General features: G+C 58.2%; 11 protein-coding genes. 5 read left to right on the plus strand and 6 right to left on the minus strand.

What is annotated here, in order from left to right:
• Positions 1-28: 28 nt before the first annotated feature.
• Positions 29-1,903 carry a tRNA uridine-5-carboxymethylaminomethyl(34) synthesis enzyme MnmG gene (gene mnmG / locus M3090_RS12145; RefSeq protein WP_249056614.1) on the minus strand — a complete coding sequence of 625 codons (1,875 nt, stop codon included), beginning with the start codon at positions 1,901-1,903 and terminating at the stop codon, positions 29-31.
• 17 nt (positions 1,904-1,920) lie between these two features.
• Complete coding sequence (locus tag M3090_RS12150) at positions 1,921-2,427, minus strand: hypothetical protein (RefSeq protein ID WP_249056615.1); 507 nt, start codon at positions 2,425-2,427, stop codon at positions 1,921-1,923.
• A gap of 114 nt (positions 2,428-2,541) precedes the next feature.
• Here M3090_RS12150 and M3090_RS12155 point away from each other — a divergent pair, with 114 nt between their 5' ends.
• The 4 genes from M3090_RS12155 to M3090_RS12170 are packed head-to-tail and all read left to right on the plus strand — an operon-like array spanning position 2,542 to position 8,662.
• Positions 2,542-4,368: a glycoside hydrolase family 2 protein gene (locus tag M3090_RS12155; RefSeq protein WP_249056618.1), complete on the plus strand. Its 1,827-nt coding sequence runs from the start codon at positions 2,542-2,544 to the stop codon at positions 4,366-4,368.
• Between the two features lie 12 nt (positions 4,369-4,380).
• On the plus strand, positions 4,381-5,418 hold the full coding sequence (locus tag M3090_RS12160; protein WP_249056620.1) for a glycoside hydrolase family 43 protein: 1,038 nt from the start codon (positions 4,381-4,383) through the stop codon (positions 5,416-5,418).
• A 28-nt stretch (positions 5,419-5,446) separates the two neighbouring features.
• Positions 5,447-7,483, plus strand: coding sequence for a hypothetical protein (locus M3090_RS12165; RefSeq protein ID WP_249056622.1), 2,037 nt, complete (start codon positions 5,447-5,449; stop codon positions 7,481-7,483).
• Positions 7,484-7,522: 39 nt separating this feature from the next.
• Positions 7,523-8,662, plus strand: coding sequence for an aldose epimerase family protein (locus M3090_RS12170; RefSeq protein ID WP_249056623.1), 1,140 nt, complete (start codon positions 7,523-7,525; stop codon positions 8,660-8,662).
• A 64-nt stretch (positions 8,663-8,726) separates the two neighbouring features.
• Here M3090_RS12170 and ybeY read toward each other — a convergent pair whose 3' ends face one another.
• The 3 genes from ybeY to M3090_RS12185 form a co-directional block, all read right to left on the minus strand.
• Entirely contained in the window at positions 8,727-9,146 is a 420-nt protein-coding gene (ybeY, locus tag M3090_RS12175) for an rRNA maturation RNase YbeY (protein WP_249056625.1), read from the minus strand.
• A 139-nt stretch (positions 9,147-9,285) separates the two neighbouring features.
• Positions 9,286-10,521: a nucleoside recognition domain-containing protein gene (locus M3090_RS12180; RefSeq protein ID WP_249056626.1), complete on the minus strand. Its 1,236-nt coding sequence runs from the start codon at positions 10,519-10,521 to the stop codon at positions 9,286-9,288.
• Positions 10,522-10,552: 31 nt separating this feature from the next.
• Positions 10,553-11,557: a M20/M25/M40 family metallo-hydrolase gene (locus M3090_RS12185; RefSeq protein ID WP_249056627.1), complete on the minus strand. Its 1,005-nt coding sequence runs from the start codon at positions 11,555-11,557 to the stop codon at positions 10,553-10,555.
• A 120-nt stretch (positions 11,558-11,677) separates the two neighbouring features.
• Here M3090_RS12185 and M3090_RS12190 point away from each other — a divergent pair, with 120 nt between their 5' ends.
• Positions 11,678-12,499: a DNA alkylation repair protein gene (locus M3090_RS12190; protein ID WP_249056659.1), complete on the plus strand. Its 822-nt coding sequence runs from the start codon at positions 11,678-11,680 to the stop codon at positions 12,497-12,499.
• 124 nt (positions 12,500-12,623) lie between these two features.
• On the opposite strand, the gene rmuC is transcribed toward M3090_RS12190, so the two are convergent.
• Positions 12,624-14,171: a DNA recombination protein RmuC gene (gene rmuC / locus M3090_RS12195; RefSeq protein ID WP_249056630.1), complete on the minus strand. Its 1,548-nt coding sequence runs from the start codon at positions 14,169-14,171 to the stop codon at positions 12,624-12,626.
• Position 14,172 lies beyond the last annotated feature (1 nt).

Genomic DNA, 14,172 nt, shown 5'->3' on the forward strand with positions numbered 1-14,172 from the left:
ATCTTTTGTTTCACGTGGAACTGCTTCCTCACCGGCCGGCCAGCAAGAGTAGGACGTTTATGTCGCTGGGAGAAACTCCGGGGATGCGGCTTGCCTGTGCGATGGTTTCCGGATCTATTTTTGAGAGCTTCTGCCGTGCCTCGGTGGAGAGGGAGCGTATGCTGTTGTAGTCGAAGCGGCCTTTGATTTTGATGGCTTCCAAGCGAAGCAGCTTATCGGCTATCATCCGTTCGCGTTCGATGTATCCTTCGTATTTGAGTTGGATTTCGGCTGCTTCGATGATTTCTTCTTTTCGGTCGGTTATCTGGTCCAGTTCGCGGCGGAAGGCGGGGATGTGCTCGGCGATGCCGGTCAGCGTGATTTGCGGGCGGTTGATGAGTTCGACGAGTTTGCAGCCTTGGCGCAGGGGGGTGGTGCCCAGTTGCTCTAATACCGGATTGATAAGTGCGGGCTTGATGGAGTAGTTGCGGGCGAAGTCGATGATTCGTGTGATGGCTTCGCGTTTCGAGGTCAGTAGCGAGTGGCGCTCGTTGCTGGCAAGGCCCAGTTCCCAGGCGCGTTCGGTGAGTCGCATGTCTGCGTCATCCATGCGCAAGAGTATCCGATATTCGGCGCGCGAGGTGAACATGCGGTAGGGCTCGTCTACGCCTTTGGTGACGAGGTCGTCTATCAGGACGCCGATGTATGCCTCGTCGCGGCCCAGTGTGAAGGGCTCGCCGCCGTGGCAGTTCTGGTGTGCGTTGATGCCTGCGATGATGCCTTGTCCGGCTGCTTCTTCGTAGCCGGTGGTGCCGTTGACCTGTCCGGCGAAGAACAGGTTCTTGATTTTCTTTGACTCCAACGTGTGAAGCAGTTGCGTCGGGTCAAAGTAATCGTACTCGATGGCGTAGCCGGGGCGATAGACGACCAGGTCGCGGAAGGCTGGAATCTGCTTGAGGGCTTCGATTTGTATGCTCATGGGCAGGGACGATGAGAAACCGTTCAGGTAGTATTCTTGCGTGCTTTCGCCTTCGGGTTCGAGGAAGAGTTGGTGTTGGGGTTTGTCGGGGAAGGTGACGATTTTCGTTTCGATGCTGGGGCAATAGCGTGGGCCGATGCTCTGGATTTGACCGTTGAAAAGGGGCGAATCCGGCAGGCCGCGGCGCAGTACCTCGTGCGAGGCTTCGTTGGTAAAGCAACTCCAGCAGGGCAATTGCTTCAGGGGGCGGGTGCCGGTGCTGAGGAAGGAGAAGCGGTGGAAGTCATTCTCGCCCACTTGTTCCTCCATGTCTTCGAAGTGTACGCTTCGTCCGTCAATGCGCACCGGTGTCCCGGTTTTCATCCGTCCGTGTGTGATGCCGTATTGCTCGATGGATTCTGTCAGTTCGTACGAAGCAGGTTCGGCCATACGTCCCCCGGGAAGCATGACTCGTCCGATGTGCATCAGTCCGTTCAGGAAGGTGCCGGCGGTGATGATGACGCACTTGGCGTGGAAGGTGCAGCCCCAGACGGTGAGGACGCCCCGAACTTCGCCGTCGGCTACCAAGAGTTGCCGCACGGTGTCTTGCCAGATGTGGAGGTTGGGCGTGTTCTCCAGCACCTCGCGCCATGCCCAGATGAACTTGTTGCGGTCGCACTGAGCGCGGGGGCTCCACATGGCAGGGCCTTTCGAGCGGTTCAGCAGGCGGAACTGGATGGCTGTCTGGTCGGTCACTCTTCCTGTCCATCCGCCCAAAGCGTCTATTTCGCGAACGATTTGCCCCTTGGCTATGCCGCCGATGGCCGGATTGCAACTCATCTGACCAATCTTATTCATATCCATCGTGATGAGACAGGTGCGCGAGCCCAGGTTGGCCGCGGCGGCGGCGGCTTCGCATCCGGCGTGGCCGGCGCCTATCACGATAACGTCGTAATTGAATTCCATGCTGTTTCTAAATCTTTTTAGGTATCCGATGCAAAGGTACTAAAAGTTGGGGAATATCCGGCAAGGGTGTGGCTTTGTCGCGTTTTCCTGCCTGTATTTGTGTACGAGGGGACGGCTGGGCGGAAAAATCGCAGCCAAAAGGCGTTTGGGAAAAGCAAAAAGTAAGCGGAGTGGGGGAATGGTGGCTTGTTTTGTTGATTTTTGTAGCGGATTGCTTTTCGTTTGATGCGTTCGTGAATTGAAAAGGAACTTTTTGCTTCCAATTTGTCGACACGGTTTGACGCGCGGATACGGAGCAGACAGCTTGCGGCCTCCGGTTGCGCGCGTATCTTTCTATAAAGACAGGCACCGTGCGGTCGTTTTCTTTGGGGGTCGGTCCGTGTTTCCTTCTTGTCCGGAAGAACGGTGGCTTTTGTTCGGAAGAGCCGCGCTTCTTGTTCGGAAGAGCCACGGCTCTTGGCGGGGGTGTCTGCGAGGCGAGGGAAGTGCTTGTCCGGGTTTTGTGCGTTGTCCGGGTGGCTCATTGGTAAAATCAGATAGTTTTTGCACAATTTCTTGCATTAATTGGCCGAATAGTGCTAACTTCTGAAAGAAAAAAGGCTTATCTTTGTTTGCGAACACAAAAAACATAAAAACGCATGAAACGAATTGTTGCTTTTTCTCTGTTGCTTGCCTTGTTTGCAGGCAACGCTTCTGCCCAATGGTCTCCGGCGGGCGATCGTATTAAAACGAAGTGGGCTGAAGAACTGAATCCCGCTCAAGTGTTACCCGAGTATCCCCGTCCTCAGATGGAGCGTCCGGACTGGAAGAACCTGAACGGACTGTGGCAGTATGCCGTCATTCCGAAAGATGCCGCGCTGCCCGACAGCTTCGAGGGCGAAATCCTCGTACCCTTTGCCATCGAGTCTTCGTTGTCCGGCGTGTGCCGCAGGCTGGGCGAAAATTCGGAGCTGGTCTACCAACGCACCTTCAGCGTGCCTGCCGACTGGCGCGGCCGCAATGTCCTGCTGCACTTCGGGGCTGTTGACTGGCGTGCCGACGTGTGGGTCAACGGGGTGAAGGTGGGTCGCCACGAAGGCGGTTTCGCACCCTTCTCGTTCGACATCACGGCGGCCCTCTTGCCCAAAGGAAACGATAACACGCTGACCGTGCGCGTGTGGGACCCCACCGACCGTGGCCCGCAACCCCGAGGCAAGCAGGTGAACGAACCCAGCGGCATCTGGTACACCCCCGTCAGCGGCATCTGGCAGACCGTGTGGCTGGAGCCCGTGGCCGAACAACACATCGGCAACCTGCGCATCACGCCCGACATCGACCGCCGCACGCTCAGCATCGAGGCCGACACCCGGGGATGCACCTCGGGCACCCTGCTCGAAGTCGAAGTGTATGACGGACAGTCGCTCGTGGCCGCTGGAAAGAGCATCAACGCGCAGCCTGTGGAAATCCGTATGCCCGAAGACATGAAGCTCTGGAGCCCCGAAAGCCCCTTCCTCTACGACCTGAAAGTGCGCCTGACGGAAGGACGCAAGACCCTGGACGAAGTGGACAGCTACGCCGCCATGCGCAAGTTCTCCACCCTGCGCGATAAAGACGGAATCGTCCGCCTCGCCCTCAACAACCGCCCCATCTTCCAGTACGGCCCCTTGGACCAAGGCTGGTGGCCCGACGGACTCTACACGGCTCCGACCGACGAGGCTTTGCGCTACGACGTGGAAATGACCAAGAAACTGGGCTTCAACATGATAAGAAAACACATCAAGGTAGAGCCCGCCCGCTGGTACACACACTGCGACCAGCTCGGCATCATCGTCTGGCAAGACATGCCCAGCGGCGACCGCAATCCCGAATGGCAATCGCGCCAGTACTTCAACGGCACAGAGTTGAAGCGCTCGCCCGAGTCCGAAGCCTACTACCGCAAAGAGTGGAAAGAAATCATCGACGCCTGCTACTCCTATCCCTGCATCGGCGTCTGGATTCCTTTCAACGAAGCCTGGGGACAGTTCAAGACACCCGAAATCGCCGAGTGGACGAAGCAATACGACCCCACGCGACTGGTGAACCCCGCCAGCGGAGGAAACCACTATCCGTGCGGAGACATACTCGACTTGCATAACTATCCGCAGCCCGACCTCTACCTGTACGACGCACAGCGCGCCACGGTGTTGGGAGAGTTCGGCGGCATCGGACTGGTGCTGAAAGAGCACGTGTGGGAACCCGACCGCAACTGGGGCTATGTGCAATTCAGCAGTCCGAAGGAGGTTACCGACGAGTACGTCAAATACGCTGACAAACTCTACAACCTCGTGAAGCGCGGATTCTCCGCCGGCGTCTATACTCAGACCACCGACGTCGAAGTAGAGGTCAACGGCTTCATGACCTACGACCGCAAAGTCGTGAAGGTGGACGTCGACCGCGTGCGCGAAGCCAATCTCCGCCTCATCCATTCGTTGGACGAACAAAAATAACCGGGCCGCGGAATGAAACAAGCACTCGCACTGTGCGGCACCCTTCTCCTGCTGGCAGGACATCCGGCTGTTTACGGCCAGGACTCCGGCCGGCAGGAGATTCCGTATGCCGACCCCACCATCGTCCTGGTGGGCGACACCTATTACCTGACAGGCACCTCCTCGCAGACACCTGCCGGCTTCACCGTGTTGCTTTCGGACGAATTGGAAGGACCCTGGCGAACAGGAACCACGGACGACACCCGCTTCCTCCTGACCCAAGGCACCTCCTACGGCACAGCCGGATTCTGGGCGCCCCAATGGATACAGTTGGATAACAATGTCTGGGGCCTGGCCTACACTGCCAACGAACAGACCGCGCTAGCCTGGAGCGACCGTGTGACAGGGCCTTTTCGGCAAGACACGCTGCGCCCCATCGACGCTTCGGCGAAGAACATCGACCCTTTCCTCTTCCGTGACGACGACGGGAAATGCTACCTCTACCACGTCCGCTTCGACCACGGCAATTACATCTGGGTGGCCGAGTTCGACTTGCAGCAAGGCACCATCCGCCCCGAGACTCTGCGCCGCTGTCTGGACAACACCGAGCCTTGGGAGAACACCCCGTCCTATCCCTCCGTACCCATCATGGAAGGGCCGACTGTCGTCAAGCTCGACGGCGTGTACTACCTGTTCTTCTCAGCCAACCATTTCATGAACGTCGACTATGCCGTAGGCTATGCCACTTCGTCCTCGCCACTCGGCCCGTGGGTCAAACACGCGGAAAATCCCATCATTAGCCGCCGCATCGTGGGCGAGAACGGCAGCGGTCACGGAGACATCTTCCGCGGCAAAGACGAACGGCTCTACTACGTCTACCACGTCCATGCCTCCGACCGCGAAGTCTCCCCGCGCCGCACACGCATCGTCCCCCTGCATCTGGCGAAGCGGGCAGATGGCCTTTACGACATCTCGGTGAAGCCCGACGCAGTCATCATTCCCCGCCGGATTCTCGGGACAGCCGGCTCCAACGCAGAAACGATAAAACTATCACGTAATATAAATAAGTAAAAACAGTATTCATTCATTTGTTACCATTATGAAGTTGAAAAAGCTATTAGTAGCCCTCTTGTTGCCTTTGGCCGGAGTAACCGGAGCCGGAGCAATGAACGCCGCTGCCGGAGACGCATCGGCAACCATCAGTCTGAAAACGCCGGGCAACCCGGCTCAGGAATATCCTCTGACGTTCCGCGAACTGCGGCCCGGACTTTATGCCGGCACCTCGTCGGCCGATGTACCTCTGTTGGTCAGCCGCCAAATAGAAAACATGGACGGCCGTCAGCGCATTACGCTCACTCTTACCGCACAACAAGACCTCTATTTTAACTACGGAGAGGAACTGAAGACGGGGTACAGGCACGACGATTGCCAGTTCTACATGCCCGGCTTCTGGTATCGCCGCAATCTTCGTTCGCCTAAAGAGGCACCGTCGTTCCACACGTCAGACAGTTGGCTGGTGCGCGACGACCGTCTGAGCACTCCGCTGACAGCCGCTTTCGACGAGAAAAACGGCCGCTCTGTGTCAGTCATCCATATCAGCGACTTTGCTACCGATGCCTTGACCACGCACGAAGAAGGCGAAGTGATTCTTTCCGGCGAGACTTCCGTCGGTTATACAGGCTTCCTGAACAAAGGCGGCGAGACGGTGCTGGCCTACGGCTTCCCCTACCGTGAGGAACCGCGCACGTACATCCGCAAGTGCACCCTGGCCCCGGCCGTCAAGGCATTCCAGTACTTGCCGAAGGGCGAAAGCGTGGTGCTTACTTGGGAGATTAGCGAACGCCAGGTCGCAGACTTCTCGGAGTGCGTACAGCGCACGTGGGAGTATTGCTACGACACGAACCGCCCGCAACCCGTACAGACGTCCTATACGCCCGACTATATGAAGGAGGTGCTGAGCAATTATTTTCTCAACGCTTACGTGCCCGGCAAGCTGTGCTTCTACTCCAGCCCTGAGATGGTAGTGGCCACTTGTGCTAGCATTGACCAGGCCGAAGTAGGCTTCGTAGGCCGCACGCTGCTCAATGCCTTTAACGCACTGGAATATGGCGAAGGGAAAGGCAACAACCCGGAGATGGTAAAGCAGGCGCAAAGCATCTTTGACAGCTACCTGGCCAACGGATTGTCCGAAGCAGGCTTCTTCCACGAAGTGGCGCGTCCTGAACGGGGTTGGGTCGACCCAGTCCATAGCATCCGCCGGCAATCGGAGGGTGTGTATGCCGTGCTCTACTACCTGAACTACGAGAAGAGCCAAGGCCGCAAACATCCGGAATGGGAGCAAAAGGTACGCAATATGCTGGACAAGTTCCTGCAAATCCAGAACGAAGACGGCAGCTTCCCCCGCAAGTTCCGCGACGATTTCTCGCTGGTTGATGCCAGCGGTGGAAGTACGCCGTCGGCCACTCTGCCGTTGGTGATGGGCTACAAATATTTCAAGGACAAACGCTACCTCGAGTCGGCCCGCCGCACGGTGGACTACTTGGAGCGTGAGATTATTTCGAAGGCCGATTACTTCTCCTCAACGCTGGACGCCAACTGCGAGGACAAGGAGGCTTCGCTTTATGCCGCTACGGCCATCTATTACCTGGCGCTGGTGTCTGGTGACAAGGAGAAAGAGCGCTACGTCGCTTTGGCCAAGAAGGCCGCTTACTTTGCGCTGTCGTGGTATTATACCTGGGACGTTCCCTTTGCCCAAGGGCAGATGTTGGGCGACCTTGGCCTGAAGACGCGCGGCTGGGGCAACGTGTCGGTGGAGAACAACCACATTGACGTGTTCATCTTCGACTTTGCCGACGTGCTGCACTGGCTGGCCCGCGAGTGTGGCGAGAAGCGTTTCTCTGACTTTGCCGAGGTCATCTCCACTTCCATGCGCCAGTTGCTGCCGCGCGAAGGCTACCTGTGCGGCATGGGCAAGGTAGGCTATTATCCCGAAGTGGTGCAGCACACGCACTGGGACTATGGCCGCAACGGCAAGGGATACTATAACGTCATTTTTGCTCCGGGCTGGACGGTGGCTTCGTTGTGGGAGCTGTTCTCGCCGGGGCGTGCCGAACAATTCCTGCAAGGGAAGAAATAAGATTTTCCGTATATGTTTAATCTAATAATGTAATCCGAAATGAAAAAGATTTTGAAACTCTCTGTGGCCGCCTTGCTTCTGACGCTGGCGGCTTGTGGCGGGAAGCAGCAGGAAGTGAAGACTGCCTCCGGCCTGAACCCTGCCGATTTCCAGACGGAAGTAGACGGCAAGCAAACGGCGCTCTACACGCTGACCAATGCCAACGGCATGGAAGTGTGCATCACCAACTTCGGCGGACGCATCGTCTCCGTCATGGTGCCCGACCGCGACGGCGTCATGCGCGATGTGGTGCTGGGCTTCGACTCCATCGCCGACTATGTGAAGTATCCCTCGGACTTCGGTGCAACCATCGGACGCTATGCCAACCGCATAGGCCAGGGCAAATTCTCGTTGGACGGCGTGGACTACCAACTGCCCACGAACAACTACGGGCATTGCCTGCACGGCGGTCCGAAGGGTTTCCAGTACCGTGTATTCGATGCTGTGCAGCCCGACCAGCACACGCTGAAGCTGAGCTATCTGTCGAAAGACGGTGAAGAAGGATTCCCCGGAAACCTGAATTGCACGGTAACCTTTACGCTGACGGACGACAACGCCATCGACATCCAATATGGCGCCGAGACCGACAAGCCGACCATCGTCAACCTGACGAACCACTCGTACTTCAACCTCGACGGAGACCCCTCGCGCGATAACTCCGAGTACCTGCTGATGGTGGATGCCGACAACTATACACCCGTAGACAGCACGTTCATGACCACCGGCGAGATTGTGACCGTCGAAGGCACGCCGATGGACTTCCGCCAACCGACAGCCGTGGGCGCCCGCATTGACGACGACTTCCAGCAACTGAAGAACGGCCTGGGCTACGACCACAACTGGGTGCTCAACACCAAGGGTGACGACTCGCGTGCCTGCGCCACGCTCGTTTCGCCCAAGACGGGCATCAAGCTCGAAGTCTTCACCAACGAACCGGGCATCCAGGTGTATGCCGGAAACTTCCTGGACGGCACGCTGCGCGGCAAGAAGGGCATCACCTACGGACGCCGTGCCTCCGTCTGCCTGGAGACACAGAAGTATCCCGATACGCCCAACAAGCCCGAATGGCCCACGGCAGTGCTCCGTCCGGGTGAGAAATACGACAGCCATTGCATCTTCCGCTTCTCGGTAGAGAAATAACGGACGAGGCCAGGCAAGCCTTCTGAGGGGCAGCCCTCCGGACGCGGTTCCGGGCGGCTGCCCCTTATTTTTCGGGGCGCATTGCCAGGGCGCGGTCTTCCGCCGCCTCCATGACCTCGCGCTCGCCCGGTCCCTTGTCATTGATGCCGCACAAGTGCAGCACGCCGTGGATGATGACACGGTGCAGCTCTGTGTCATACGCCGTGCCGAACTGCTCGGCGTTGCTGCGCACCGTATCCAGGCTGATGAACAAGTCGCCGCTCAGGCGGTTGCCCTCGCAATAGTCGAAGGTGATGATGTCCGTGTAATAATCGTGCTGAAGATACTGCCGGTTCACCTCCAGGATTTTCTCGTCCGAGCAGAAGATGTAGGCAATCTCGCCCACGCGTTTGCCGTAAGTGGCCGCCACGGCCTTAATCCATTCCGTTGTCTCTCGTTTCCTGATGTCGGGCATGTCCACGCCCTCTGTCTGGTAAGTAATCATACTATGCTTATTTTCAATGTGTTAACTGTAAACAAATCCATCCCTTGCCGCCCGTTTGCCTCTTGCGGACAAGAAGCATGTCCCGTGTCCGACGGAAGCACCCGCTTCCGGACGAAGCAAGCCCCCTGTTCGGAGCAGCTCAGAAGAAAAAGAGGTAGCTGATGACAATAGCTGCGACAATGCCCGACGCATCGGCAATCAAGCCACACGTCACAGCGTTGCGTGTCCGCGTGATGCCTACGCTGCCGAAGTAGACGGCCAGGATGTAGAACGTCGTGTCCGAGGCGCCGCGCGCCACGCAGCTCAGGCGGCCGACAAACGAGTCTGCCCCGTATTGCTGCATCGTGTCAATCATCAGCCCGTTGGCCGCACTGCCGCTCAGCGACTTCATCAGCGCCGTGGGCAATGCCCCCACGAAACTTGTGTCCACGCCCAGTGCCGCCACGGCCGGGCGAATCAAGTCGTCCACCAGCAAATCCATGGCTCCAGAGGCACGGAACACCGCGATGCCCACCAGGAAAGCCACCAGGTAGGGGATGATGCGCACAGCCGTGGAGAAGCCCTCCTTCGCGCCCTCGATGAAAGCGTCGTACACGTTGATACGCTTCCACAAGCCCCACAGGATGAACAGCAGTATGATGCAGAACAAGATGACGTTCGCCGTCAGCGTGGAGTAAGTTCCCATCTCGTCGCGTCCCACCCGCACGAACACCCAGATGAGTGCCGCGAAGAACACGCTGATGCCCCCGCCCAGCAGCAGAATGGGTTTGCACAGCAGGTTGATGCGCTGGCTGATGCTGACGGTCAGGATGCCCACGGCGGTCGAAACGGCCGTACTCAGCAACGTAGGGATGAAGATATCCGTAGGTTGCGCGGCCCCCATCTGCGCCCGGTACATCATGATGCTGACGGGGATAAGTATCAGTCCGGAGGTGTTGATGACGAGGAACATAATCATCGGGTTCGTGGCCGTGTCCTTTTTCGGGTTCAGTTCCTGCAGTTCCTTCATGGCCTTCAGCCCCAGCGGCGTGGCGGCATTGTCCAGCCCCAGCATGTTGGCAGACAGGTTCATGAAGATGGAGCCCATCGCCGGGTGTCCTTTCGGGATGTCGGGAAACAGGCGGCAGAACACGGGGCTGAGCCAGCGTGACAGCGCGTTTATCATGCCGCTGCGCTCGCCAATCTTCATCACGCCCAGCCACAGCGATAACAGGCCGGTCAGTCCCAGCGAAATCTCGAAAGCGTTTTTCGACGAAGAGAAGGTGGAGTTGACCAATTCAGTGAAAATCTCCGTGTCGCCCAGGAAAAGCAGCTTTCCCATTGCCACGACGAAGGCGACGATGAAGAACGCCACCCAGATATAATTCAGTACCATGTTTCAGTAGACAGTAATTGGTAGACAGCAGTTAGTAGTTTTCTTCGTTGGCCAGGTTCCACAGATTGAGGAAGGCTGCGCGGGTGATGTCTGTCAGCTTCTCCCAATTCAGGCGGTCGGCGTGGTCTGACGGCTGGTGATAATCCGCGTGCCCGTCTGTGTGATACCAGATGATGGGGATGTCCCGCAGGGCGAACGACGCGTTGTCGCTGCCACCCACGGGGCGGTCCCACGCGCGGTAGTCCGGCTCCAATTTCAGGCCATACCGTTGTATGTCGTCCTTCAGCCATTGCCCGAAGGCGGGGTGTGCCGCGGTGTAGAAGTAGACCACGTGCCGCGGTTGCTCGGGCTTGTTGTTGCGGCCAATCATGTCGAAGTTCAAGTACCCTTTGATTTGCTCCGCAAAAGGGCAGCTTTGCACGAAGTGCTTCGAGCCCAGCAGTCCCTTTTCTTCCCCGTCCCAGAACGCAAAGACAACGTTGCGCAGCGGTTTCTGCCCGGACGCGGCGAAGGCCCGCGCTATCTGCAAGGCTGCCGATACGCCCGAAGCGTTGTCGTCCGCCCCATTATAGACGTTGTCGCCCGCCAGGGTAGGGTCCGTGCCCAGGTGGTCGTAGTGAGCCCCCACCATGACATACTCGTCCGTCCGTTCGCCGGGAATCCATCCCAAGACGTTGGCCAGCTTCAGGCAGCGGTGCGTGCCCTGCTTCAGCCGCGCCACAGAGTCCGGGTGTACCTGCCAGCGTCCTTTCTGTTGCCGTTCGACGGCACAGGCCTCGAAGGGCTGGTAGTAACCCTCGTCCGACAGCGGCCGGATGCCTGCCTCCTTCAGTTCCGAGGCCAGGTAGCGTGCCGCAATGCGCGCGCCGGGCTGTCCAGCCTCCCGTCCCAGCAAATGGTCGTCGGCCAAAAACTCTACAATCGCCTCTGCCTTCTCCCGGCTGATGCTTTGCAGCCCTTTTTCCAAGGCTGTCTGGGCGTGCAGTCCCAGCGATGCCGCAGCCAGGCAACAGACGCTCCAAATCTTTCTGTACATATCGTTTCGCTTTAAAAGTGTGTTGTTCTCCTTGCAAAAGTAGGAAATACTTTCCGAACTTGTTGGCCTGCCGCGCAGAAAGTCCTATTTTTGTTCTCGAAATGATAAAATGATATGAACATGGCTCCTGTGAATCCTTCTTGTGTGCCCTTGCCTGTTGCCGGTGCCGCATCACGCGCCGCCCTTATCCAGAGTGAATTGGAAACGTATGTCAACCCTGAGAAACGCGACTTCCTGCCCCGCTTTTTCAAGACCGGGAAGGGTGAGTATGGAGAAGGCGACCAGTTTCTGGGCATTGTCGTGCCCGATGTACGCCGCGTGGCCAAACGCTACCGCGAAGAGCCGCAGGAAGTGGCGGCCTGCCTGCTGCAAAGCCCCTGGCACGAGTGCCGCCTCTGCGCCCTGCTGATGCTGGTGGAGCGCTTCAAGAAAGCCACGCCCGAGGTGCGCAAAGAGGTGTTCGACTTCTACCTGACGCAGACGGCCCGTATTAACAACTGGGACCTGGTCGACCTGAGCGCGCCCTACATCCTGGGCGAATACCTGGCAACCCTTCCGAAGAACGAAGATACCAACCGCTACATCATACAGACCTTTCTGGAGCTGGCCGAGAGCCCTTCGTTGTGGCGTCAACGCATAGCCGTGGTCGCTACGCATGCCTTCATCCGTCGGGGCGACTTTGCCGATATCACGTTTCTGACGATGTACTTCCTGAGCCGGCAGGGATTGAAACAGGCGCCCGGCTCGAAGCGCCCAACCACAGAGATGCACGACCTCATGCAAAAAGCCTTGGGCTGGATGCTGCGCGAGGTGGGCAAGCGCGACAAGCATTTTCTGGAAGTCATCTTGGATGTCACCTGCCGACAGATGCCGCGCACGATGCTCCGTTATGCCCTGGAAAAGTTCCCGCCCGAAGAAAGGAAGAAGTATATGGAGAGATGAATCTTTCGTAAGACTCAGCATCTGTTAAAAGACCGTTTCCCCTGTCATCCCGAGCGTTGTTCTCCCCCGCCAAACGGGGGAGAACAATGCTCAACATGACAGAGAGCGGTTTGTAAGCAGACTCTTAGGGGAGGGGCGTTTCTGTCGCTTCGGCCGCCGTTTCTCCCTCGATGCCCGGAATCTCGTCCACATCCACCAGTTGCGGCAACGGATTCTTGTCGCTCGTCTTGGCCCCCAGCTTTTTCAGCTTGGCACAAGTCTGGAGGATGCTCTGCCCCGTGGGCAGCAGTTTCTTTTCCCCGTCCTCATAGGCCTTGGCCGCGCTGTCCAGCGCCTTGCCCAAGGCCTGGTATTTCTTCATGAACTGTCCCACCCGGTCCAGCATCTCGTTGGCCAGGGCGTAGACCTTTTCGTGGTTCTGCGCCTGGGCGATTTGCGTCCACGTCAGGTTGATGATGCGCAGGGCGGCGAAGAGCGTCTGCTCGTCGGCTATGAATACATTGCGGTCCATCGCCTTGCGCCACAGGTCGGGCTGCGCGTTCAGTGCCGTCCACAGCGCACCGGTGTGCGGCACGAACATGATGACGTAGTCCATCCGCACCTTGGGCGGCTGGATGTAGGCCGAATAATCCTTCACGGACAGCTCCTTCACGTGGTTCTGCAAGCTCGCGATGTGTGCCTTGAGGTACTGTTGCCGGTGTTCCTCGTCTTCGGCGTTCACATAATCCATGAAAGCCGTGAGCGACACCTTCGAGTCGATGATGACCTCGCGCCGCTGGTCCAGGTGCAGGATGATGTCCGGCCGGAGACTGCTCCCGTCGTCCGACTTGACCACCTCGCCTTGCGCGTTGCGTATGACGGCCTGCGTGTCGTAGTGTATGCCGCGCGTCAGTCCCTGCGCCTCCAGCAGTTCGTCCAGCACCGTCTCGCCCCAGTCGCCCTGCACCTTGCTGCCATGCTTGAACACCCGGGTCAGCTCGTCCGCGCTCTTCTGGGCGGCGGCGCTCTGGCGCATCATGTGTTCGATGTTCGCCTTCATCTCGCTGCTCATCGAAGTCTGCTTCAGCGTATTTTCGTCCATCGCCTTCTTCATCTTGTCGATGGTTTCGCGCAGCGGGTTGACAATCTGCCCCAGATTGGTGTGGCTCGACTCGGCAAACTCCTTCTGCCGTTGCTTCAGCATGTCGTCCGTGGCCGTCTGCACCTGTGCCGTCACCCGCTTCATGGTCTCGTCGAAACGCGCTTGCAGGGCAGCCATGGCCTCCTGGTGGCGCTTCTCCTGGGCAGCCATTGCTTCGTCGCACGCCTGCTGCTTGGCCTCCAGGGCCTGCCGGTACATCCGCTCCTTGTCGGCCATCGCTTCCAGGTGCTGTCTTTCCGTCTCGGCCTTGGCGTCTGCCCACTGCCGGCTGCCCTCTTCCTTGGCCTCCTTCAGCCGTCGTTCGGCTTCTGTCCTGAGCTGCTCCGCCTGTTCCCGCGATGCGGCTTTGAGTTCGTCCACTTGGCGTTGCCATGCCAAGGACGTGGCTTCTGCCTGCTTTTGTACATTTTCCACTTGTGCCTGCAGCACCTCGTTCCTGGTCAGCAGTTCCTGCCTTTTGCTCCGTACCATCAGGCTGCCGACGATTCCGCCTACGATGAGGCCAATGACTGTTGCGATGATGATTTCCATA

This window comes from Bacteroides sp. ET71 (genome assembly GCF_023336905.1).
Lineage (GTDB): Bacteria > Bacteroidota > Bacteroidia > Bacteroidales > Bacteroidaceae > Bacteroides.

Excerpts from the sequence above, each read along its gene's own strand:
- M3090_RS12155 (WP_249056618.1), top strand. The coding sequence starts at position 2,542 with ATGAAACGAATTGTTGCTTTTTCTCTGTTGCTTGCCTTGTTTGCAGGC.
- M3090_RS12185 (WP_249056627.1), bottom strand. The coding sequence starts at position 11,557 with ATGTACAGAAAGATTTGGAGCGTCTGTTGCCTGGCTGCGGCATCGCTG.
- M3090_RS12150 (WP_249056615.1), bottom strand. The coding sequence starts at position 2,427 with ATGAGCCACCCGGACAACGCACAAAACCCGGACAAGCACTTCCCTCGC.
- M3090_RS12190 (WP_249056659.1), top strand. The coding sequence starts at position 11,678 with ATGGCTCCTGTGAATCCTTCTTGTGTGCCCTTGCCTGTTGCCGGTGCC.
- rmuC (WP_249056630.1), bottom strand. The coding sequence starts at position 14,171 with ATGGAAATCATCATCGCAACAGTCATTGGCCTCATCGTAGGCGGAATC.
- mnmG (WP_249056614.1), bottom strand. The coding sequence starts at position 1,903 with ATGGAATTCAATTACGACGTTATCGTGATAGGCGCCGGCCACGCCGGA.
- M3090_RS12160 (WP_249056620.1), top strand. The coding sequence starts at position 4,381 with ATGAAACAAGCACTCGCACTGTGCGGCACCCTTCTCCTGCTGGCAGGA.
- M3090_RS12180 (WP_249056626.1), bottom strand. The coding sequence starts at position 10,521 with ATGGTACTGAATTATATCTGGGTGGCGTTCTTCATCGTCGCCTTCGTC.
- M3090_RS12170 (WP_249056623.1), top strand. The coding sequence starts at position 7,523 with ATGAAAAAGATTTTGAAACTCTCTGTGGCCGCCTTGCTTCTGACGCTG.
- ybeY (WP_249056625.1), bottom strand. The coding sequence starts at position 9,146 with ATGATTACTTACCAGACAGAGGGCGTGGACATGCCCGACATCAGGAAA.
- M3090_RS12165 (WP_249056622.1), top strand. The coding sequence starts at position 5,447 with ATGAAGTTGAAAAAGCTATTAGTAGCCCTCTTGTTGCCTTTGGCCGGA.